Origin of the sequence: Streptomyces sp. NPDC092952 (assembly GCF_044754785.1) — a bacterium.
Classification (GTDB): Bacteria; Actinomycetota; Actinomycetes; order Streptomycetales; family Streptomycetaceae; genus Streptomyces.
On sequence record NZ_JBIVPT010000009.1, the window covers coordinates 1 to 19,652 of the forward strand.

The 19,652-nt window shown below is 72.9% G+C and carries 20 protein-coding genes and 1 tRNA gene; 10 read left to right on the top strand and 11 right to left on the bottom strand.

Annotated features, from left to right (window positions below):
* Nucleotides 1-19: 19 nt before the first annotated feature.
* Nucleotides 20-93 (bottom strand) — tRNA-Pro (locus ACIQGQ_RS21880).
* A 125-nt stretch (nucleotides 94-218) separates the two neighbouring features.
* Here ACIQGQ_RS21880 and ACIQGQ_RS21885 point away from each other — a divergent pair.
* A complete protein-coding gene (locus ACIQGQ_RS21885) occupies nucleotides 219-920 on the top strand; it encodes a transketolase (RefSeq protein WP_402398313.1) in 702 nt (233 codons plus the stop codon).
* Nucleotides 921-949: 29 nt separating this feature from the next.
* The gene (locus tag ACIQGQ_RS21890) at nucleotides 950-1,861 is read left to right on the top strand and encodes a transketolase family protein (protein ID WP_402398314.1); all 912 of its coding nucleotides are present in this window, start codon (nucleotides 950-952) and stop codon (nucleotides 1,859-1,861) included.
* 116 nt (nucleotides 1,862-1,977) lie between these two features.
* Here the strand turns inward: ACIQGQ_RS21890 and ACIQGQ_RS21895 are convergent, their stop codons facing one another.
* The 6 genes from ACIQGQ_RS21895 to ACIQGQ_RS21920 all read right to left on the bottom strand — a co-directional run bounded on the left by ACIQGQ_RS21895 (nucleotide 1,978) and on the right by ACIQGQ_RS21920 (nucleotide 8,247).
* Nucleotides 1,978-2,565 (bottom strand): GAF domain-containing protein, encoded by a 588-nt coding sequence (locus tag ACIQGQ_RS21895; protein WP_402398315.1) that lies wholly within the window; start codon nucleotides 2,563-2,565, stop codon nucleotides 1,978-1,980.
* A complete protein-coding gene (locus ACIQGQ_RS21900; protein ID WP_402398525.1) occupies nucleotides 2,562-3,122 on the bottom strand; it encodes a GTP-binding protein in 561 nt (186 codons plus the stop codon). Before ACIQGQ_RS21900 ends, ACIQGQ_RS21895 begins: the two co-directional genes overlap by 4 nt.
* Nucleotides 3,123-3,531: 409 nt before the next feature.
* Nucleotides 3,532-3,903, bottom strand: coding sequence for a DUF742 domain-containing protein (locus tag ACIQGQ_RS21905; RefSeq protein ID WP_352274663.1), 372 nt, complete (start codon nucleotides 3,901-3,903; stop codon nucleotides 3,532-3,534).
* A 2-nt stretch (nucleotides 3,904-3,905) separates the two neighbouring features.
* A complete protein-coding gene (locus ACIQGQ_RS21910; RefSeq protein ID WP_366299406.1) occupies nucleotides 3,906-4,340 on the bottom strand; it encodes a roadblock/LC7 domain-containing protein in 435 nt (144 codons plus the stop codon).
* 7 nt (nucleotides 4,341-4,347) lie between these two features.
* Nucleotides 4,348-6,297: an ATP-binding protein gene (locus tag ACIQGQ_RS21915; RefSeq protein WP_402398316.1), complete on the bottom strand. Its 1,950-nt coding sequence runs from the start codon at nucleotides 6,295-6,297 to the stop codon at nucleotides 4,348-4,350.
* A 747-nt stretch (nucleotides 6,298-7,044) separates the two neighbouring features.
* Nucleotides 7,045-8,247: an MBL fold metallo-hydrolase gene (locus ACIQGQ_RS21920; protein WP_402398317.1), complete on the bottom strand. Its 1,203-nt coding sequence runs from the start codon at nucleotides 8,245-8,247 to the stop codon at nucleotides 7,045-7,047.
* Between the two features lie 329 nt (nucleotides 8,248-8,576).
* Between ACIQGQ_RS21920 and ACIQGQ_RS21925 the strand changes: the two genes are divergently transcribed.
* Nucleotides 8,577-9,140, top strand: a complete 564-nt coding sequence (locus ACIQGQ_RS21925; protein ID WP_402398318.1) for a carboxymuconolactone decarboxylase family protein — start codon at nucleotides 8,577-8,579, stop codon at nucleotides 9,138-9,140.
* Between the two features lie 104 nt (nucleotides 9,141-9,244).
* Nucleotides 9,245-9,835, top strand: a complete 591-nt coding sequence (locus ACIQGQ_RS21930) for a TetR/AcrR family transcriptional regulator (protein WP_366299415.1) — start codon at nucleotides 9,245-9,247, stop codon at nucleotides 9,833-9,835.
* 50 nt (nucleotides 9,836-9,885) lie between these two features.
* Here ACIQGQ_RS21930 and ACIQGQ_RS21935 read toward each other — a convergent pair whose 3' ends face one another.
* Nucleotides 9,886-10,887 carry a DUF6745 domain-containing protein gene (locus ACIQGQ_RS21935; RefSeq protein ID WP_402398319.1) on the bottom strand — a complete coding sequence of 334 codons (1,002 nt, stop codon included), beginning with the start codon at nucleotides 10,885-10,887 and terminating at the stop codon, nucleotides 9,886-9,888.
* 98 nt (nucleotides 10,888-10,985) lie between these two features.
* Nucleotides 10,986-11,312 carry a hypothetical protein gene (locus tag ACIQGQ_RS21940; protein ID WP_352274669.1) on the bottom strand — a complete coding sequence of 109 codons (327 nt, stop codon included), beginning with the start codon at nucleotides 11,310-11,312 and terminating at the stop codon, nucleotides 10,986-10,988.
* Between the two features lie 192 nt (nucleotides 11,313-11,504).
* On the opposite strand from ACIQGQ_RS21940, the gene ACIQGQ_RS21945 reads away from it, so the two are divergent.
* The 6 genes from ACIQGQ_RS21945 to ACIQGQ_RS21970 are packed head-to-tail and all read left to right on the top strand — an operon-like array spanning nucleotide 11,505 to nucleotide 17,676.
* On the top strand, nucleotides 11,505-12,458 hold the full coding sequence (locus tag ACIQGQ_RS21945) for an STM4015 family protein (protein ID WP_402398526.1): 954 nt from the start codon (nucleotides 11,505-11,507) through the stop codon (nucleotides 12,456-12,458).
* Nucleotides 12,459-12,465: 7 nt separating this feature from the next.
* Nucleotides 12,466-13,434 carry an STM4015 family protein gene (locus tag ACIQGQ_RS21950; protein ID WP_402398320.1) on the top strand — a complete coding sequence of 323 codons (969 nt, stop codon included), beginning with the start codon at nucleotides 12,466-12,468 and terminating at the stop codon, nucleotides 13,432-13,434.
* Entirely contained in the window at nucleotides 13,415-14,566 is a 1,152-nt protein-coding gene (locus ACIQGQ_RS21955; RefSeq protein ID WP_402398321.1) for an STM4014 family protein, read from the top strand. Before ACIQGQ_RS21950 ends, ACIQGQ_RS21955 begins: the two co-directional genes overlap by 20 nt.
* A 37-nt stretch (nucleotides 14,567-14,603) precedes the next feature.
* Nucleotides 14,604-15,419: an STM4013/SEN3800 family hydrolase gene (locus tag ACIQGQ_RS21960; protein WP_402398322.1), complete on the top strand. Its 816-nt coding sequence runs from the start codon at nucleotides 14,604-14,606 to the stop codon at nucleotides 15,417-15,419.
* Nucleotides 15,416-16,792 carry an STM4012 family radical SAM protein gene (locus tag ACIQGQ_RS21965; protein WP_402398323.1) on the top strand — a complete coding sequence of 459 codons (1,377 nt, stop codon included), beginning with the start codon at nucleotides 15,416-15,418 and terminating at the stop codon, nucleotides 16,790-16,792. Before ACIQGQ_RS21960 ends, ACIQGQ_RS21965 begins: the two co-directional genes overlap by 4 nt.
* An 8-nt stretch (nucleotides 16,793-16,800) precedes the next feature.
* A complete protein-coding gene (locus ACIQGQ_RS21970; RefSeq protein ID WP_402398324.1) occupies nucleotides 16,801-17,676 on the top strand; it encodes an STM4011 family radical SAM protein in 876 nt (291 codons plus the stop codon).
* Nucleotides 17,677-17,730: 54 nt separating this feature from the next.
* On the opposite strand, the gene ACIQGQ_RS21975 is transcribed toward ACIQGQ_RS21970, so the two are convergent.
* Together ACIQGQ_RS21975 and ACIQGQ_RS21980 are read right to left on the bottom strand one after the other, a co-directional pair.
* Complete coding sequence (locus ACIQGQ_RS21975) at nucleotides 17,731-18,576, bottom strand: SGNH/GDSL hydrolase family protein (RefSeq protein ID WP_402398325.1); 846 nt, start codon at nucleotides 18,574-18,576, stop codon at nucleotides 17,731-17,733.
* A 164-nt stretch (nucleotides 18,577-18,740) separates the two neighbouring features.
* Nucleotides 18,741-19,652: a peptidoglycan DD-metalloendopeptidase family protein gene (locus tag ACIQGQ_RS21980; RefSeq protein WP_402398326.1), complete on the bottom strand. Its 912-nt coding sequence runs from the start codon at nucleotides 19,650-19,652 to the stop codon at nucleotides 18,741-18,743.

Consider the following 19,652-nt stretch of genomic DNA (forward strand, 5'->3'; position numbering starts at 1 on the left):
GACCTGCGACTGTCTCCAGTCGGGACGACAGGATTTGAACCTGCGACCCCTTGACCCCCAGTCAAGTGCGCTACCAAGCTGCGCCACGTCCCGATACCCGCTGACCTGGGGTTTCCCCCTGGCCGAACGCGCATGAGAACAATACCGCACTCGGGTGGGTGGTTACGAACGCCTTTGGCGCTTGACCTCAACCCAACTTGATGTTCAACGCTTGTTCCATGACGCACACGACCACCGCGGCGCGGCGCGACCACCGCGAGACGAACCGCCTGATGGGCATGATGACCGGGGACGAGAAGCACGGCCCCGCGGCCACCTCCACCCTGGACGTGCTGTGGGTGCTGTACGACCGGGTGCTGCGGGTCGCACCGGACACCGTCGACGCACCGGACCGCGACCGGTTCCTGCTCTCCAAGGGCCACGGGCCGATGGCGTACTACGCGGTCCTCGCCGCACACGGGTTCTTCGGCGAGGAGCTTCTGCCGGGCTTCGGGACTTACGACTCGCCGCTCGGGCACCACCCTGACCGGACGCTGCTGCCCGGGGTCGAGATCGGCAGCGGCTCGCTGGGGCACGGGCTGCCGCTGGCTGTCGGAAGCGTGCTCGGGCTCCGGGCCCAGGGGCTCACCGACCCCCGGGTGTGGGTGCTGATCGGGGATGCCGAACTGGACGAGGGCAGCAACCACGAGGCACTCGCCTACGCGGGCCCGGCCGGGCTGGAGCAGCTGCACACCGTGGTGATCGACAACGTCTCGGCGTCCTACGCCCGGCCGGGCGGGATCGCGGCCCGGTTCGAGGCCGCGGGCTGGTCGGTCGACACGGTCGACGGGCGCGACCACGAGGCGCTGTACACGGCCTTCACCGCACCGCACCCCGGACGGCCGCGCGCCGTCGTCGCCCGCGTCGAGCCCAAGAACTGAACGCCCCGCAGAACACGGAGGATCCGCACATGGACACGATGCGTGACCGCTTCATCACCACCACGACCCGGTTGCTGGACGAGGACCCGCGCCTCGCCCTGGTACTGGCCGAGATCAGCCGGGACGGCTTCGGACCGGCTCTGGAGGCGCATCCGGACCGGGTGGTCAATGTCGGCATCAGGGAGCAGCTGCTGGTCGGCGCGGCGGCCGGAATGGCGCTCACCGGAATGCGGCCGATCGTCCACACCTTCGCCAGCTTCCTGGTGGAGCGGCCGTTCGAGCAGGTCAAGCTGGATTTCGGCCACCAAGGAGTGAGCGGGGTGCTGGTGAGCGCGGGGGCTTCCTACGACTGGCCGGCCGGCGGGTTCACCCATATGGCGCCGGGCGACGTGGCGCTGCTGGACACGCTCGACGGCTGGACGGTGCATGTGCCGGGTCACCCGGACGAGGCGGAGGCGCTGCTGCGCCAGGCCGCGGCCGACGACGGCCGGGTGTACGTACGGCTGTCGCTGCAGTCCAACGAGCGGGCCCGGGCGGTCGGCGCGGGGACCGGGTTCACGCCGGTTCGGGAGGGCGGGGGCGGTGTGGTGATCGCGGTCGGGCCGATGCTCGACAACGTACTCGCCGCGACCGAGGGGCTCGATGTGACGGTGCTGTACGCGACGACGGTGCGCCCGTTCGACGGTGCCGGGCTGCGACGCGCGGTCGGGGCCGGAGCCGGCGCCGATGTGGTGATCGTCGAGCCGTATCTGGCGGGCACCTCCACCGCGGCCGCCAATGACGCGCTCGCCGAGCTGCCGCACCGCGTGCTGGGCCTCGGTGTGGGACGGGCCGAGCTGCGCAAGTACGGGGAGATGGACGAGCACCTCGCCGCGCACGGGCTGGACGCGCGGGGGCTGCGGGAGCGGATCGGGGGCTTCCTCGGTCGGCCGCGGCCCTGACGGTCGCCGCCGCTCCGGACGGGCGGTTCCTGGCCGGGCGCGGCCGGCCGGTCGAGAGCGGTGCGGGGCGACGCGACCGCACTGCTCGACCGAGCCGGTCCCCGGAGCGGGCCGGGTCAGGCCCCGAAGCCGTGTCCCTCCCGTTGATCGATGTGCACCACGAGCTCCAGGGCCAGCGACTTGATCGTGTCGAGCCCCGCCCTGCCCCACGAACGGGGCACGGTGTCGACCGCGCAGACGGCGCCCAGGGCGATGCCGGTGCGGTCGATGAGCGGAGCGCCGAGGTAGGAGCGGATGCCTATCTCGTCGACGACCGGATTGCCCGCGAACCGCGGGTAGTCGCAGACGTCCTCCAGCACCAGCGCCTTGCGCCGGACGACGACATGCGGGCAGTAGCCGCGGTCGATGGCGACATAGCGGCCGCTGCGGCTGCTGCACGCGGCCGCGATGCCCAGGTCGGCGCCCTTGCGCGTACCGGCCGGGGTGTGCAGCCCGGCGAAGAACTGCCGGTTCCCGTCGATGAAGTTGACCATGGAGAAGGGGACCTCGGTCAGCTCCGCCACCCGGTCGGCGAACGCGTCGAAGTTGTCGAACGACGCGTCGGCGCGTTCCCCGAGTCCGAGCGTCCGCAGCCGCCGGGTACGGGCGACGGCATCGCGGTCGACCGGTGTGAGCAGCAGCCGGCCGGGCGCGTTCCGTGTCATGGACGGGCTCCGAAGCCGGTCAGCGGCGCCGGTGCCGAGGTCGCGTTGATCAGGTGCTGGACCAGGGTGACCAGGGCGCCCGTGCCCGAACTGGCGATCCGGGCGTCGCAGAGCACCACCGGGACGTCCGGACCGAGATCGAGCGCGGCCCGGATCTCCTCCGGCCCGTAGCGGTAGGCACCGTCGAACTCGTTGACCGCGATGATGAATCCGATGCCACGCCGTTCGAAGAAGTCGACGGCGGCGAAGCACTCCGCGAGCCTCCGGGTGTCGGCGATGACGACCGCGCCGAGCGCCCCCTGGGAGAGCTCGTCCCACATGAACCAGAAGCGTTCCTGGCCCGGGGTGCCGAACAGGTAGAGCACATGCTGCTCGTCGAGGGTGATGCGGCCGAAGTCCATCGCCACGGTCGTGGCGCTCTTGGACTCGATGCCGTCGAGATGGTCGGTCCCGACGCTCACCTGGGTCAGCAGCTCCTCGGTGCTCAGCGGCGCGATCTCGCTGACGGCGCCGACGAATGTCGTCTTGCCTACGCCGAATCCGCCCGCCACCAGCACCTTGAGCGCGACGGGGAAGCCCTCCGGCCCCTCGGCCCCGGAAACGTCCGCGCCGGCCGTCGGGTGCGGGGCGTCGTCCGGGACGTGCGGGACGCTGCCGGGGCCGGGGGCGGCGTAGCCCTGCGGTGCCTGTCCGTAGCCCTGGGGTTCCCCGTACCCCTGCGCGTAGCCGTAGTCGTAGCCCGGTGTCCCCCCGTAGTTCCGCGTCTCCTCGTATCCCGGGGCTTCCCCGTGGGTGGGCGGGGGCCCGTAGTCCTGAACGCCCGGGTGGTTCGGGATGCCCCCGTGGCTCTCCGGGCCTCCATAGCTCTCCGGACTCCTGTGGTCGCCGGATCGGACGTGGTTTCCCCGGCCTGCGAAACCTTCGGGGTCCGTGCCGTTCCGGTACGCGGCGGAGCTGCCGAATCCGTCAGAGCTGTCGTCGTAAGCCATCGAGCACTGCCTCCAGCAGAGATCGGTCGGTGGGCATGTCGTGGAAGGCGGGCGGGTGCGCGGTCACCGCCCCGCAGTCGACCAGGTCGGAGACGAGCACCTTGGTGACGACCGCGGGCAACCGCAGATGGGCGGCGATCTCGGCCACGGAGGTGGGACCGTCGCACAGCCCCAGCGCGACGGAGTGCTCGGGACCGAGATGTGTCTGCGGCTCGCTCCCCGTGGCCATGATCAGCGAGAGCAGGTCGAGTACGGCCGAAGGACGGGTCCGGCCGTTGCTCACGGTGTAGGGACGGATGAGCCGCCCGGCCGCGTCGTCGAGCAGCGGCCCGTCCTGCGGCACCGACACCCTCACAGTCCCGTGGTGCCGGGGGCGCCGGCCGCTTGTCTCACGGGCGTCATCAGGTACGGACGGACGCTCTTGACCAGCATCGTCATCTCGTAGCCGAGCACCGCCGCGTCCGCCTCCCGGCCGGCGAGGACGGCGAGGCAGGTGCCCGATCCGGCCGTGGAGACGAACAGCAGGGTCGAGTCGAGCTCGACCACCACCTGCCGGACCTCGCCGCTGTCGCCGAAGCGCGCGCCGGCGCTGCGCCCCAGCGAGTACAGGCCGGCGGCCAGCGCCGCCATGTGGTCGGCGCTGTCGGCGTCCATGCCGTGAAGGGATTTCACCAGCCCGTCGGCGGAGAGCAGCACCGCGCTGCGCGTGTACGGGACACGCTGGACCAGGCCGCTCAGCAGCCAGTCGAGGTCCGAGACCTGACCGGACGGCATGTCGGTCGCCATGAAGCATCTACTCCTTCGGGGTGTGCGTTTCGAGGGGATCGGCCGTCGGGGTCCCCTCCGGGCCCGGTGCCGGGCTCGCGGGGTAGGGGGCGACGGGCGTGGTGCGGCCGCGTACGGGCAGCGGTTCGAGCGGGGCCGGCGGCTGCCAGGGCTGCCCGGCCGCCGCTTCGGGGCCGTGGGCCGGCTCCGAGGAGCCGTCGGTGTCGGACTCGGTGCGGGCCTCGGCGAGTTCGATGCCCCGGCGGAAGGCCGCCATGAGCCCCGGGTCATGGAGGGCCTGTTCGTCCTGGGGGCGCGGGACCGGCGCCTGCCTCAGCTGCGGGACGAGGTGTTCCTGGTTGCTGCGCCGGGGCAGTTGGGGGCGGCCCGCGGCTCCGCCCGCGCCGCCGGGCTCGGGGCGGGGTGCGTCACCGGTCCGCTCCGGGGGCCGGGAGCCGGGGACGTTCTCGGCCGGTTCGGGGTGGGCGGGGTGTTCGGTCCGCTGCGGGAGCGGCGGGGCCTCGCCCGGTCCCGGTGGCTGCTGCGGTGCCTGGTGCGGGCCCGGGGACTGGCTGGGGACGTACGGCTGGGGGCCGGTGTCCGGCTGCGGGGCGGCAGCGGGGCCAGAAGGGAGGCTCGGCAGGGAGCGGCCGTGGTGCCCGGCCCTCTCGTCCTCGGCCGGCGGGCGGTGCACGGGGCCCGGAGGCGGGACTGGTGCCGCGCCACGCTCGGCCGCGGCGTCCCCGTCGACTCCCAACAGGCCCTGCGGGAGGACGAGTACGGCCTGGGTGCCTCCGTAGATGTTGCTCTGCAGCCGGACGGCGATGCCGTGCCGCCGGGCCAGCGACGCGACGACGAACAGGCCGATCCGGCCGTCCTGCAGCAGATGGGCCACATTGACCTGGTCGGGCGCGGCGAGCAGGGCGTTCATCCGCTTCTGCTCGTTGACCGGCATGCCGAGCCCCCGGTCCTCGACCTCCAGGGCCAGTCCGGCGGTGACCTGCTGGGCACGCATCAGCACCTGGGTGTGCGGTGCGGAGAACACCGTGGCGTTCTCGACCAGTTCGGCGAGCAGGTGGATCACGTCCGCCACCGCGTGGCCGCGCAGCGTGCCGTCGATCGGCGGCACGAGCTTGACCCGCGGGTACTGCTCGACCTCGGCGATCGCCGAGCGCAGGACCTCGGTCATGGTGACGGGGTTGCTCCACTGGCGCCGGGAGACGGCGCCGCCGAGCACCGCGAGGTTCTCGGCGTGCCTGCGGATCCGGGTGGCGAGATGGTCGACGTGGAAGAGGCCCTTGAGCAGATCGGGGTCCTCGACCTCGTGCTCCAGCTCGTCGAGGATCTGGATCTCGCGGTGCACGAGCGACTGCAGGCGCCGGGCGAGGTTGACGAAGACCTCGACCTTCTGGTCCTCGCCGGAGCGGTCGGCGAGCCGGGCCGCCTGGACGACCGCGGTCACGGCAGCGGTCTGGTGGCGGCCGAGCTCCTGGGCGAGCAGTTCGAAGGCGTCGCTGCCCGGGGCGGCGGGGCCGGCGGGCCGGCGGACGGCCACCGGCTCACCGTTGCGGAGCTGCTCCATCACCCGTTGCAGCTCGGCCTGGCCCTGGGCACTGGTTCGGCGCAGGGCCAGGCAGCGGCCGAACACGGTGGTGGCGAGCCGGTTGGCGGCCAGCAAGGCGGCCAGCACCGCGGCGAGTGCCAGCGCACCGGCCGCGCCCAGCGCGATCCAGAGCTCGGTGGAGAGCCGGGCTCCGGTGGAGCGGATGGTGAAGATGACCGCCGCGGCACCGCTCAGTACCGCCGCCGTGGTCGGCAGCACCGCGGTGCGCAGGATCTGGGGGCGTATGCGCGTCTCGGCGGTCGGCTGGGCGGCGCGCGGTCTGGCCGCGGCCGAGTGGGAACGGGCGCCCGGTCGGCCGTGCCGCCCGCCCTCACGGCGCTCCGGTCGCGCTTCGGGTGCGCGAAGTTGAGACATCGGTGTCCTTGGTACGTGGGGCACCCGGAAACGGTGTTCCTGTGGTGGCACCTACGGTGGTCGGTCAGGCTCGGTGCATCGGTCGGGCAGGCTCGAAACTTATGAGCCCACCGTTGATCACCGGCCACACACGGTAGTCGTCCCGCACCGGGGTGCGGCGGCGAGTTGTCGAACTTGCCCGCCATCCGTCCCGCTCTGGTATGAGCTCTCGCACGACCGGCCGATCACGCTGTTTTGACACCCGGTCGGCCGACGCCCGAACGATCTACCGGTACGAACCCGTGAACGCGCGGCACCCACGGCCCTTCCGGTACGCGCGGACCGGACAGGCACTCCGTACCGACCAACCGGTTCGCTACGCGGCGTAACCATCATGGCCATGGGGCCGATCGGGTGAATGGCGCGATCCGAGGGGATCGCCGGGCGGGGAATCGGAGCGCGCGACGGGACTGCCCCCTCGTGAGCCTCATCCGTCACCGGGGGCTCAGCGTCAGTGATTCGGCCATCGTCGGCCATGGATCGTGGGGGCTGCCGCGGGTCTCGCGTCGGATCGTTCCGTGTGGCACTTCGATCGAGGCGGACGCCGTCCGGAATCGGGCGTGCGGGCCCTACGGCCTCGGCATCGGCTCCGGGGAGGGGCGGGACGGGGCGGGTCCGGGGGCGGAGTCTCGGTTCGGGCCACGAACGGCCCGGGCCGCCGGGCGACGGCCCGGGGCACCGGCGCGCCCCGGCCGCCGCCCACCGGGCTCAGCGACCGCTGGTGAGATCGAGATTCTGCTCGTCGGTCTCCGGGACGGCGACCGGGGTCTCCCGCCCGCCGCGCCAGGGGTGCGCGATCGGGTGGGATACGGGCCGCCACCACGGCTCGGTGGGCAGTGCCCCGGCGGGCTCGAACGGCAGCCCCGGGGTCGGGAACGCGACGTCCTGCCCGGCCTCCTCCGCCACGTCCATGGTCCACTCGGCGGGCTCGGCCCACGGGTGCGGGGCGAGGTTGAAGGTGCCCCAGTGGATCGGCAGCATCACGCCGTACGGTCTGCCGCCCTGGAGATCGAGGTGGGCCCGCATCCCCTCGGCCGGGGTCATGTGGATGTCGGGCCAGTACTCCGAATAGGCGCCGATCTGGATCATCGTCGCGTCGAACGGGCCGTGCGCGGCACCGATGTCCCGGAAACCGGAGAAGTAGCCGGTGTCGCCGCTGTGGTAGATCCGGTGCTCGGGACCGGCGACGGCCCACGACGCCCACAGGGTGTGCTGCTGATTGCGCAGGCCCCGGCCGCAGAAGTGCCGTGCGGGGGTGGCGGTCAGGTCGATCCCGGCGATCCGTGTCGTCTCGTTCCAGTCCAGCTCGCGCAGCCGGTCGGCCGGGACCCCCCAGTGCTCCAGATGGGCGCCGACACCGAGCGGGACGGCGAACACCGTCCCGGTGCCCGCGAGGGCGCGGATGGTGGGCAGGTCGAGGTGGTCGTAGTGGTCGTGCGAGATCACCACCGCGTCCACCGGGCCGAGCGCGGCGAGCGGCAGCGGCGCGGGATGCAGGCGCCGGGGGCCGGCGAAGGCGAAGGGCGAGCAGCGCTCCCCCCAGACCGGGTCGAAGAGCACCCGCCGGCCGTCGATCTCGGCGAGCACCCCGGAATGGCCCATCCAGGTGAGCCGCAGCCCCGTGGCCGGCGGCTCGGCCAGGTCCGCGTAGGTGGTGGGGTGGACGGGCAGGGTGCCCGACGGGGCCCGGCGGACCCGTTCCTCCCTGCGGAAGTAGACCTTCGCGAACTCCAGCGTGGACCCCGACGGTCTCGTCCGTGCTCCCACCGGGTTCTGGAAGACGCCGTCGACGAAGTTGGGCGAGCGCCGGATGCGCTCCATGCGGGCGCCCTCCGGGTCCGCGCCGAACGCGGCGGGGCGCAGCGCACGCAGCCGGGTGCGGAGCGGGGGCAGGGCATCGGCGCCGGTCACAGCATCTCCTGGGGGAGTCGGTGTCGTTTCATTATGGGCAGGCGGTACGACGGTGCGAGCGCGGCGGACCCGGTCCGGGCGGCCGGTCCGGGCAGCGCGCGCACACGGCTCCGTCGCCCGGCGGGCGCCCTCCCGGGCAGCGCGTTCCGTCCCGTGCCGCGTCCCCTCACGCCGACTCCAACGTGCGGGCCGGTGCCAGGATTCCGGGTCCGGCGGTCCGGCATGTCACATCCGCGGGTGTCCCGTCCGTCTCATCGGTGCAAGCAGCCGTCGGCACGGTCCCCGCGACCTCACCGGCAGCGTCCGAGCCGTACCGAAGGAGACCGGTCATGACCGCCCGTATCCCGCTCGACCCGCCCCGTACGCTTCTCTACCGCGCCGTGTCGTGGTATTCGAAGCGCGCGTACGGCAAGGTCCTCGACCCGCTGCGGGCCGCCGCCCACCACACCGGGGTGCTGTGGGCCCAGTCGCGTCTCGAACTGTCGGCCGGCCGCTGGAAGAAGCTGGACCCGCAGCTCAAGGCGCTCGCGGTGATGGCGTCCGCGGCCACGATCGGCTGCGGCTGGTGCATGGACTTCGGGTACTGGGAGAACCACCGCCACGGCATCGACCCGGCCAAGCTCCGCGATGTCCCCGCGTGGCGGGAGAGCGAGGTGTTCGCCCCGCTGGAGCGCGACGTCATGGCGTACGCGGAGGCCATGAGCCTCACCCCGCCGGAGGTCGGGGACGATCTCGCGGAGCGGCTGCGGGGCGCGCTCGGCGAGGCGGCGTTCATCGAACTGACGACCATGGTCGCGGTGGAGAACATGCGCTCCCGGACGAACTCCGCCCTGGGCCTGACCAGCCAGGGCTTCAAGGACAGCTGCGAGGTGGACCGGCCCGCGAGCCGGTGAGCCGGCCGGGCGGACCGGTGACGGGGCGTACGCCGCTCCGCCCCCGGTCTTCCCGCTCCTGGCATATTCGTTAGGGTGACGGCGTGGCAAGAGTGCGCTTGAGTGTGGCGGAACGGCGTGAGGAGCTTCTGCGCGCCGCCGTCGAGCAGATCGAGGTGCGGGGGGTCGCCGCCGTCCGGATCGCCGACGTGGCCTCCGTCCTCGGTGTGAGCAACGCACTTGTGCTCTACCACTTCTCGACCAAGGAGAAGCTCGTCGCCGCGGCCTTCGCCCATGCCGCCGAGGCCGACCTCGCCCAGTTGCGCAAGCTGCTCGGCCGGCGCACCAGCGCGGTCCGGCGGCTGCGCGCCGCCGTCCGCTGGTACGCGCCGACCGGCCGGGCCAAGGGCTGGCGGCTGTGGATCGAGGGCTGGGCCGCCTCGCTGCGTGATCCGGCGCTGCGCAATGTGGCCGGCGATCTCGACCAGCAGTGGAAGGCCGAGCTCGCCGAGGTCATCGAGGAGGGTGCCGCCGCCGGGGAGTTCCACTGCGACGACCCGATGTCCGCGGCCTGGCGGCTGACCGCCCTGCTGGACGGCCTGGCCGTGCAGACGACCGCGTACGCCGGTCCCCTCTCCCGGGCCACGATGCTGGCCTGGACCGACGAGGCGCTCGCCCGTGAACTCGGCATCGACCGCGCGGCCCTGACGACCTGATCCCTCCCGGGCCCGCGCCGGACACCTGTCCCGCTCCCGGACCGTCCTGCTCAGGTCTGGCGCACCGGGGCGTAGGCCTCGCCCTCCAGACCGAAGGTCCATGCCACACCGTCCTTCGCCCTCCGGGTGCCGGGCGGCACCCGCAGCCAGTAGACCCGGTGCGTACCGTCCGGCTCCGGGGTGGAGTTGACCACCTCGACCATCACCACGTCCTCGTCGCCGTTCATCGCGATCCGCCACAGGACACCCGTCTCGTCGCGGTGGACCGGCTCCGCGCCGGACTCGGTGAGGTAGCGGTCGTAGCCGTAGAACTCCAGCATCACGCGGCGCAGTTCCGCGTTCTCCTCCTCGCGTATCCGCTTCGGGGTGAGGGAGTTCAGCTCCTCCAGGAACTCGGCGGGCACCGGCATGCCGCGCCAGGCGTACAGGGCGAAGCCGTCCCGGTAGGCGAGCGCCGGGCCGTCGCCCCGGTCGAGCCGGCCCGCCTCGTCCCGGTGCAGCTCCTGCGGCCGCTCGCTGATCACCACGGCGCGCTCGTAGGGCCACCACCAGCCCGCGTGCCGGGCCACCGCCGCCAGGCCGTCGAGCCGGCCGCCCCTCCCGTCGAAGGCGGCGAGCCAGGCCGCGTCGTGCTGGCCCAGGACCGCGTCGAGCAGGACAAGGCGGACACCTGTCTCGTCCTCGGGGCGCCGGGCCAGATCCGCGACGATCCCCGATCTGATCCGGTCGGCGAGGGCCGCGGTGGTCTCCCAGAGCTGGGCGCCGGTGGCGGACCACAGCGCGGACCAGCCCGCCGGGCCCAGTTCGTCGTACATACGGCGGCGCTCCCGGGCCCAGGGGTGGGTGCGCACCTCGTCGCGGACCGAACGTCCGGCGTCGACGAGCTTTCCGACGGCCTCCACGGCGGCCCTGGGCGAGTCGGCCCAGACGATCCGCTCCGGTTCGGCCAGCCCCGCGCTCCGGTAGGCGAGCCGGATCCCGTCCTCCGCGGCGGCCCGGTCCGCCGCGCCGGTCGCCGCTGCCACGGTCCGCCATGAGTCCACGTACTGCATCGGTCTTTCCCGTCCCCTGTGTTCGGTGTGCTGTCTTCGGTGTTCGGTGCGGTGTCCTCGTCCGGCCCGGCCGGTGGTGCCGCGGGCCGTGCGCTCGGTCAGTCCGCGACGATGCGGACCGCTCCGGGCGCGTACTCCCGTTGGCGCACCACGCGGTACCAGCCCTTGGAGAGGGGGATCGTCGCGTGCTCCTCGTGGACCACCCGGCCGCCCTCGGGGAGGTGGAGCAGCATCGGGCCGAACGGGCCCGCCTCCCGCATCAGCCGGCCCGGCCCCTGCACCGCGTGGGCGTGGCCGGTGACCTCGCCGAGCGCGAGGACCATGCGGCCCCGGCCGTCCCTCGGCTCGCCCGGCGCCTCCACCAGGTGCGCGGGCACCGCCGACTCCTCCACCGACACGATCAGTACGTCGCCCTGCCTGTACACAGACCTCTCCCCTCCGACGGGCCGCACCCGCTGTGCCGGCCACGCAGAAAACGCTACGACCGGGGTCTGACAATCGTCGGCGGCCGGTCCGCTCCGGGAGGGCGCGCATGCCGTCCCGGTCGTGGCGTTGTCAGTGGGGCTTGATAAACCTTGTGCACATCAGTCGTCCTCCAGTACCAGGAGTTCAGCGTCATGTCCGGTGTGGACCATCTGCAGGAATTGCTCGGCCTTCCCGTTGTCGATTTCCCGCACACGTCGGAGGCGGCGCCGGAGCAGGCCGCCGGTGCGGCCGCCTGGCGGATCTCCGTCGATCCGTACGAGGACGAAGACGTGACCTGGGACGACGCCTTCAAGGCATTCCTGGAGAAGGTCGATCCGGCCGGGGTGCGGGCGCTGGTCGTCGGTCAGTGGGGCGAGGCGTACGACAACAGTTCGTCGTACGTGATCGATCGGCTCGTCGCCGTCGCCGACCGGTTCACGTCGTTGGAGGCGGTCTTCCTCGGTGACATGACGATGGAGGAGAGCGAGATCTCCTGGATCGAGCACGACGACGTCACGCCGCTGCTGACCGCCTTCCCCGCCCTCGTCGAGCTGGGGGTGCGCGGCGGGACGGGGCTGCGCTTCCCGGCCGTGAAGCACGAGCGGCTGCGGTCGCTGACCATCGAGAGCGGTGGTCTGCCGGTCGGTGTGGTCCGGGGCGTGCTGGACAGTGAACTGCCCGCGCTGGAGCGGCTGGACCTCTGGCTGGGTGTCTCCGCCTACGGGGGCGACGCCGACGTGGCCGACCTGGCGCCGCTCCTCTCCGGCACCCGTTTCCCCCTCCTCACCCACCTCGGGCTGCGCAACAGCGAGCTGCAGAACGAGATCGCCTCGGCGGTGGCGAGCGCCCCGGTGGTCGCCCGGCTGCGCGTGCTCGGTCTGTCGGACGGCACCCTGGGCGACGAGGGCGCGGCGGCGCTGCTGGAGGGCCAGCCGCTGACCCATCTCGAACAGCTCGATCTGCACCATCACTTCATGACCGAGCCGGTGGAGCGCCGGATCGTGGCGGCGCTGGAGCCGCACGGGGTGCGGGTCGACGTGTCGGAGCGCGAGACGCCCTGGGGCGACCGGGGCGTCGAGGGCCGCTACACCTCGGTCGCGGAGTGATACGGCGATGACCGGTATCGATCACCCCGAGACGTTCCACGGCCTGCCCGTCCACACCTTTCCCCGCCCCGGTGAGGCCTCCGGTGGCGTGCTCCCGGAGGCCGGTGCGGTCGCCTGGCGGCTGGAGAGCGCCTGGCAGGGCGACCTGACCTTCGACGCGCTGTGGCGGCACTTCACCGGCACGGTCGACACGACGCGGGTGCGGGCCCTGATCATCGGCGCCTGGTGGCAGGAGGAGTACGCGTCCTTCACGCCGGTCGTCGAGCTGCTGGCCGCCGACGCCGAGCGCTTCCCGGCCCTCCGGGCGCTCTTCCTCGCCGATGTCGTCAGCGAGGAGTGCGAGCTGTCGTGGCTGGAGATGTGCGACATCACGCCGGTGGTCGAGGCGTTCGGGCAGTTGGAGGAGCTCGTGGTGCGCGGCTGCGGGCAGCAGTACGGCGAGCGGACGTCCCTGGCGCTTCGGCCGGTGCGGCACAAGGCGCTCAAGACGCTCCGGTTCGAGTCGGGCGGGCTTCCCGCCCCGGTCGTACGGGCGGTCGGCGCCTCCGAGCTCCCGGCGCTGGAGCGGCTCGAACTCTGGCTCGGCGTCGAGGAGTACGGCGGGGACGCCGGGGTGGCGGACCTGGCCCCGTTCCTGTCCGGCGCCGGTTTTCCCGCCCTGCGCCACCTGGGGCTGCAGAACAGCGAGATCCAGGACGAGATCGCGGCGGCCGTGGCCTCCGCGCCGGTGGTCGCCCAACTGGAGTCGCTCGCCCTCTCGATGGGCACGCTGGGCGACGAGGGCGCCGAGGCACTGCTGCGGGGACAGCCGCTCACCCATCTGGCCTCGCTGGACCTTCACCACCACTACATGAGCGAGCCGCTGGTGGAGCGGCTGAGGGAGCTGCTCGGTCCCGACCGGCTGAACGACGACGTCGACGACGCCGACTGGGACGACGACGAGGACGGCCACCGTTATGTCGCCATCGACGAGTAGCGCAGATCCGCCGCCCCGCTTCGCCGTCGTGGGGGTGCCCGGCAACCGCCGGGTCACGCTCTTCCAGGACGCCGTGCGCGCCGCCGGGCTGCCGGCGGCGCGTGTGGTGCCCTGGTCATCGGTGCTGCGGGGCGAGGCGGTCTTCCTGCCCGGGGAGACCGTGCGGCTGGACTCCCCCGGTGAGGACTCCGAGGTGGAGCGGCTGCTCCGGAAGGTCGACGACCCGACCAGGGTCGAGGGCGGCGCCGCGTGGTACGCCGGTTTCACCCGGGCGGTACGGGAAGTGGCGCGGGCCGCGGCGGATGCCGGGGCCGCCCTTCTCGACGGCCCCGGCGAGGTGGCGGTGCTGTTCGACAAGCGGCTCTGCCACGCGGTGCTGGACGGGGCCGGGGTGCCGGTCCCGGCCTCGCCGACCTCGGGGGCCGCGGCCCCCGTGGTGCGGGGCTGGGCGGACATCCGCGGCCGGATGGCGGAGCACGGCATGCCCAGGGTCTTCGTGAAGCCGGCGCACGGCTCGTCCGCCTCCGGGGTGCTGGCCGTGGAGACGGCCGGGCCCGGCCGGATCAGGGCGACCACCTCGGTGGAGCGCGACGCTTCCGGCCGGCTCTTCAACTCGCTCAGGCTCCGCCGTCTGACGACGGAGCGGGAGGTCGCGGCGGTCGTCGACGCGCTCGCGCCGGAGGGGCTGCACGTCGAGCGCTGGCTGCCCAAGGCCACCCTCGCCGGCCGGGCGACGGACCTGCGGGTCGTGGTGGTGGCGGGCCGGGCCACGCATGCCGTCGCGCGTACCAGCCGCTCCCCCATGACCAACCTCCATCTCGGCGGTGAGCGCGGCGATCTCGGCCGGGTCCGCGCCGCCGTCGAAGCGGCGGGAAGCAGTTGGGGCGAGGCCCTGGCCGTGTGCGAGCGGGCCGCCGCCTGCTTCCCGGACACCCTGTGCGTGGGCGTCGATCTGCTGCCCTCGGCCGGCTGGCGGCGCTTCGCCGTCGGTGAGGTCAACGCCTTCGGTGATCTGCTGCCCCGGCTGACCGGCCTCGACGGCAGCGGAGCCGAGGGCCTGGACACCTACGCGGCGCAGGTCGCCGCCGTCATGAACAGAGCAAGGAACCACCGTGCAACCGCCACCGTCTGACACCGCGCGCTCCCCCGAGTCCGCCGGAAATCCCGACATGAGCCGGATCGTGGGCAGCCACGACCTGCTGTTCGTCACCCTCGACACCCTGCGCCACGACGTGGCGGCGGAGCTCGCCGCCGTCGGCCGCATCCCGAATCTGGCCCGCCATCTGCCAGGGGGTGCCTGGGAGGAGCGGCACGCGCCGGGAAGCTTCACGTACGCCTCCCACCAGGCGATGTTCGCCGGTTTCCTGCCGACGCCGACGGGTCAGGGGCCGCATCCCCGGCTCTTCGCGGCGCGGTTCGCGGGCAGCGAGTCGACCGCCACGGACACCTTCGTGTTCGACACGCCGGACCTGGTCTCCGGTCTGGCGGGCGTCGGCTACCGCACGGTGTGCATCGGGGGTGTCGGCTTCTTCAACAAGCAGGCGGCGCTCGGTTCCGTGCTGCCCGGGATGTTCCAGGAGAGCCACTGGGAGCCGGAGTTCGGTGTGGCCTCGCCCACCTCGTTCGAGGCGCAGGTGGCCCGCGCCGAGCAGGTCGTCGCCCGGCTCCCCGCGGAGCAGCGGCTGTTCCTCTTCGTCAATGTGTCCGCGCTGCACCAGCCCAACTGGTTCCACCGGCCGGGGGCCACCCGCGAGGCGGGCGACTCCCGCGCCACGCACGCCGCCGCCCTGGAGTACGTCGACGCCCACATCGGCCGGCTCTTCGCGGCCGCCAGCAGCCGCCGCCGCTGCTTCGCCATCGTCTGCTCGGACCACGGCACGGCGTACGGGGACGACGGCTACACCGGTCACCGCCTCGGCCACCCGTCCGTGTGGACCGTTCCGTACGCACACTTCTTCCTGGAACCGGGGGCCTCCGCACGATGAGCCGCACCACATCGGCATCGGCCACGCCGGCCGCGTCCGCCGTCCGTCCGTACCAGAGCTATGTCTACGCCTACCCGCACAAGACCGCCTACCGGCCGCTGGCCGGTCGGCCGGGGCTGCGCGAGCTGTGGGCCGGTGAGCGCAAGGACGCGCTCTCGCTCTATCTCCACATACCGTTCTGCGAGGTCCGCTGCGGCTTCTGCAACCTCTTCACCCGGATCGGCGCGCCCGACGAGCTGACGACCCGCTACCTCGACGCGCTGGAGCGGCAGGCCCTCGCGGTCCGGGACGCGCTGGGCGACGAGGAGCCCGTGCGGTTCGCCGCCGCCGCCTTCGGCGGTGGTACGCCCACGTTCCTGACGGCGGCCGAGCTGGAGCGGCTCTGCGACATCGCGGAGAAGCGGATGGGCGCCGATCTGCGGTCCGTTCCGCTGTCGGTCGAGACCTCGCCGTCGACCGCGACGGCCGACCGGCTGGCCGTCCTCGCCGACCGCGGCACGACCCGGATCAGCATCGGGGTGCAGAGCTTCGTCGAGGCGGAGGCACGGGCGGCGGTGCGCCCGCAGCGTCGGGCCGAGGTGGAGTCGGCGCTGGGCCGGATACGCGAGAGCGCCATCCCGGTCCTCAACATCGACCTGATCTACGGCATCGACGGCCAGACCGAGGAGAGCTGGCGCGCCTCGCTGGACGCGGCGCTGGCCTGGCGGCCGGAGGAGCTGTACCTCTACCCGCTGTACGTGCGCCCGCTGACCGGTCTGGGACGGCTCGGCACCGACGAGGGGGCGGCGGACGCGGCCTGGGACGAGCAGCGGCTGCGGCTGTACCGGGCGGGCCGCGACCACCTCCTGGCGCACGGCTACGAGCAGGTCTCGATGCGGATGTTCCGCCGCGCCGACGCCCCGCGTGCGGAGGGCCCGGACGACTACGCCTGCCAGACCGACGGCATGATCGGCCTGGGCTGCGGCGCCCGCTCGTACACCTCGCGGCTGCACTACTCCTTCGACTACGCGGTGGAGATGCGGGAGGTGCGGGCGATCATCGACGGCTACACCGCCACCGAGGACTTCTCCCGCGCCGAGGTCGGGCGGTACGTGGACGGGGACGAGGCGCGCCGCCGCCATCTCCTGCAGTCCGTGCTCCAGGCCGACGGGCTGGTCCTGGCCGAGTACGCGGAGCGGTTCGGCACCTCGCCCGGCGCGGACTTCCCCGGGGAGCTCGCCGTGTTCGAGGCGCGCGGCTGGCTGGACGCCCCGGCCGGGGCGTCGGGGCTGCTGCGCCTGTCCCCCGAGGGCCTGGCCCACTCCGACGCCCTGGGCCCGGAGCTCTTCTCGCCCGCCGTGCGCGCCGCGATGGCCGCGTACGAGCTGAAGTGAGCGCGTCGATGGAGCTGACGATCCTGTACCGGGGCCCGCTGGCCTCCTGCGACTACGACTGCCCGTACTGCCCGTTCGCCAAGCGGCGCGACAGCCGGGAGCAGCTGCGGGCCGACCGGGCGGCGCTGGAGCGGTTCACGGCGTGGGTGGCGGAGCAGACCGGCGACCGGATCTCGGTGCTGTTCACCCCGTGGGGCGAGGGCCTGGTCCGCTCCTGGTACCGCCGGGCGCTGGTGGAGCTGGCGGGGCTGCCGCACGTGGCCCGGGTGGCGATCCAGACCAATCTGAGCAGCCGTACGGGCTGGCTGGCCGAAGCGGGAGCTGCGGGGCGGGAGAAGATCGCCCTGTGGTGCACGTACCACCCGGGGCAGACGCCGTACGAGCGGTTCCTCGCCAAGTGCGGGGAGCTCGGCGCGCTCGGGATCCGGCACAGCGTCGGGATCGTCGGGCTGGACGCCCATCTGGAGGAGGCGCGGAGGCTGCGGGCCGCGCTGCCCGAGGAGGTCTATCTCTGGGTGAACGCGGCGGAGGGCCACCGCTACACCGACGCGGAGGCGGACCGCTGGACGGCGATCGATCCGCTCTTCCCGTACAGCCGGGATCCGCACCGTTCGGCCGGGCTGCCGTGCCGGACCGGTGAGTCGGTGATCTCGGTGGACGGGGAGGGCACCGTGCGGCGCTGCCACTTCGTCCCGGCGCCGCTCGGCAATCTCTACGACGGGAGCTACCGGCGGGCGCTGCGGCCGCGCGCCTGCCCGCTGGCGGTCTGCGACTGCCACATCGGCTATGTGCACCTGGAGACGCTGCCGCTGTACGACGTCTTCGCGGGCGGTGTGCTGGAGCGGATACCCGCCTCACCGCTACTGCCCGGCGGGCGCGGCTGAGCTTCGGCCACGTCCGCCGGGCGGCGGCGGTGCGTCGGGAACGGATCCGCGGGGCTACAGCGGCAGCAGGTCGGGGCGCTTGGCCTCGACGTGGTCGCCGGAGGACTCGCCGCGCAGCCGCCGCCCGATCCAGGGCACCAGGTGCTCGCGCGCCCAGTGGATGTCGTCGCGCCGGACCTCCAGGGTGCCTCGCTGGGCCTGCGGGGGCCATTCCTGGTCGGGGTCGGCCGGTATGTCGATGCCGAGGACCTGGGCGGCGCGCAGCGCGACCCTGGTGTGCCCCTCGGGCGACAGGTGGAGCCGGTCGTCGTCCCAGGCGCGCCGGTCCTGGACGGACCGCAGCGACCACAGGTCCAGGACCGGGCAGTCGTAGCGGTCGGCGATGGCCCGCACATGGGCGGTGTACGTCGCGACCTTGCCGCGCAGATGGCGCAGGACGGGAATGCCCCGGGTGTCGAAGCCGGTGGTGACCATGACCGTGCCGACCGCGCCGGTGAGCTCGGCGACGGCGCGCTCGAAGCGTTCGGCCACGTCGTCGGGGTCGGTTCCTGGCCGGATGATGTCGTTGCCCCCCGCGCAGAAGCTCACCAGGTCGGGGGCGAGCTCCTTGGCACGCGGCACCTGCTCCTCGACGATCTGGTCGAGGAGGCGTCCGCGTACGGCGAGATTGGCGTATCGGAATTCCGGGTGTGCGGGTCCTTCGGCGTCGTGTGCCGTATCGGGGTCCGGGAGTTGGTCCGCGAGAAGTACCGCGAACCGGTCCGCCCAGCCGACGAATGTTCCGTCCGGGCCGGGGTCACCGACTCCCTCGGTGAAGCTGTCGCCGATCGCCGCGTACGACCCGATGACGCCCTGTCGGTTGTTGACGCCACGCTGCATTTTTCTCGAATCGTCTGCCACAAGCGCTTATCCTGCACCGTCGAATGTGACCTACGCGACCGTAATAAAGGGTTGACGGGTGGTGACATAGACCACCCGGTCAGTTTTTGGCAAAGGGGGAATAGGCGGAAGGGGCGGTGCGCCACCGCGCACCGCCCCTTCCTTCGTCCTGCTCCGGGTCACGCTCAGACGGAGATGCCGTGCGAGGCCAGGTAGGCGATCGGGTCGATGTCCGAACCGTACTCGGGGCCGGTGCGGACCTCGAAGTGGAGGTGCGGGCCGGTGACGTTGCCGGTGGCGCCCGAGAGGCCGACCTGCTGGCCGGCGCTCACGGACTGGCCCGCCGAGACGGAGAGGGAGGACAGGTGGCCGTACTGCGAGTAGTGGCCGTCGGCGTGCTTGACGACGACCTGGTTGCCGTAGGCGCCGCCCCAGCCGGCGGTGACGACGGTGCCGGAGGTGATGGCCTTGACGCCGGTGCCGGTGGAGACGGGGAAGTCGATGCCGGTGTGGCTGCCGCTGGACCAGTTGGAGCCGGAGGCCCGGTAGTTGGTGGTGTGGTTGCCGGGGACCGGGTGGACGTAGCCGGAGCCGGTGTCCTCGGTGGCCGGGGCGGGGGCCGGGGCCTCCTCCGCAGCCGGGTCCGCCTGGTCCGCCGGGGCGGGCTGCTCGGCGGCCGGGGCGGCCTTCGACGGTGCGGCCGTACCGGCTGCGGCACCGGTGGGCGCGGCCGTACCGGCGGCGGCGCCGAGGGTCAGCTTCATGCCGGGGAGGATCAGGCTGGGGTTTCCGCCGACGACCTCGCGGTTGTCCTGGTACAGCTTCTGCCAGCCGCCCGCGACGTGGTGCTCGGCCGCGATCTTCGACAGGTAGTCGCCGGGGACGACGGAGTACGTGGCGGGTCCGGCCTGCGGGGCGGCCTTCGGCGCGGTGTGCGCGACGGGGGCCTGCTCCGGCGTGGTGGCCTGGTCGGCGGCGTGGGCGCCGGTGGCACCGAGCAGCGGCAGTGCGATGACGGCGCCACCGGTGCTGACCGCGGCGAAGCCTCGGGCGATGGGGCCGACCTTGGGACGGCGGTGCTTACCCGTGATGGGCAT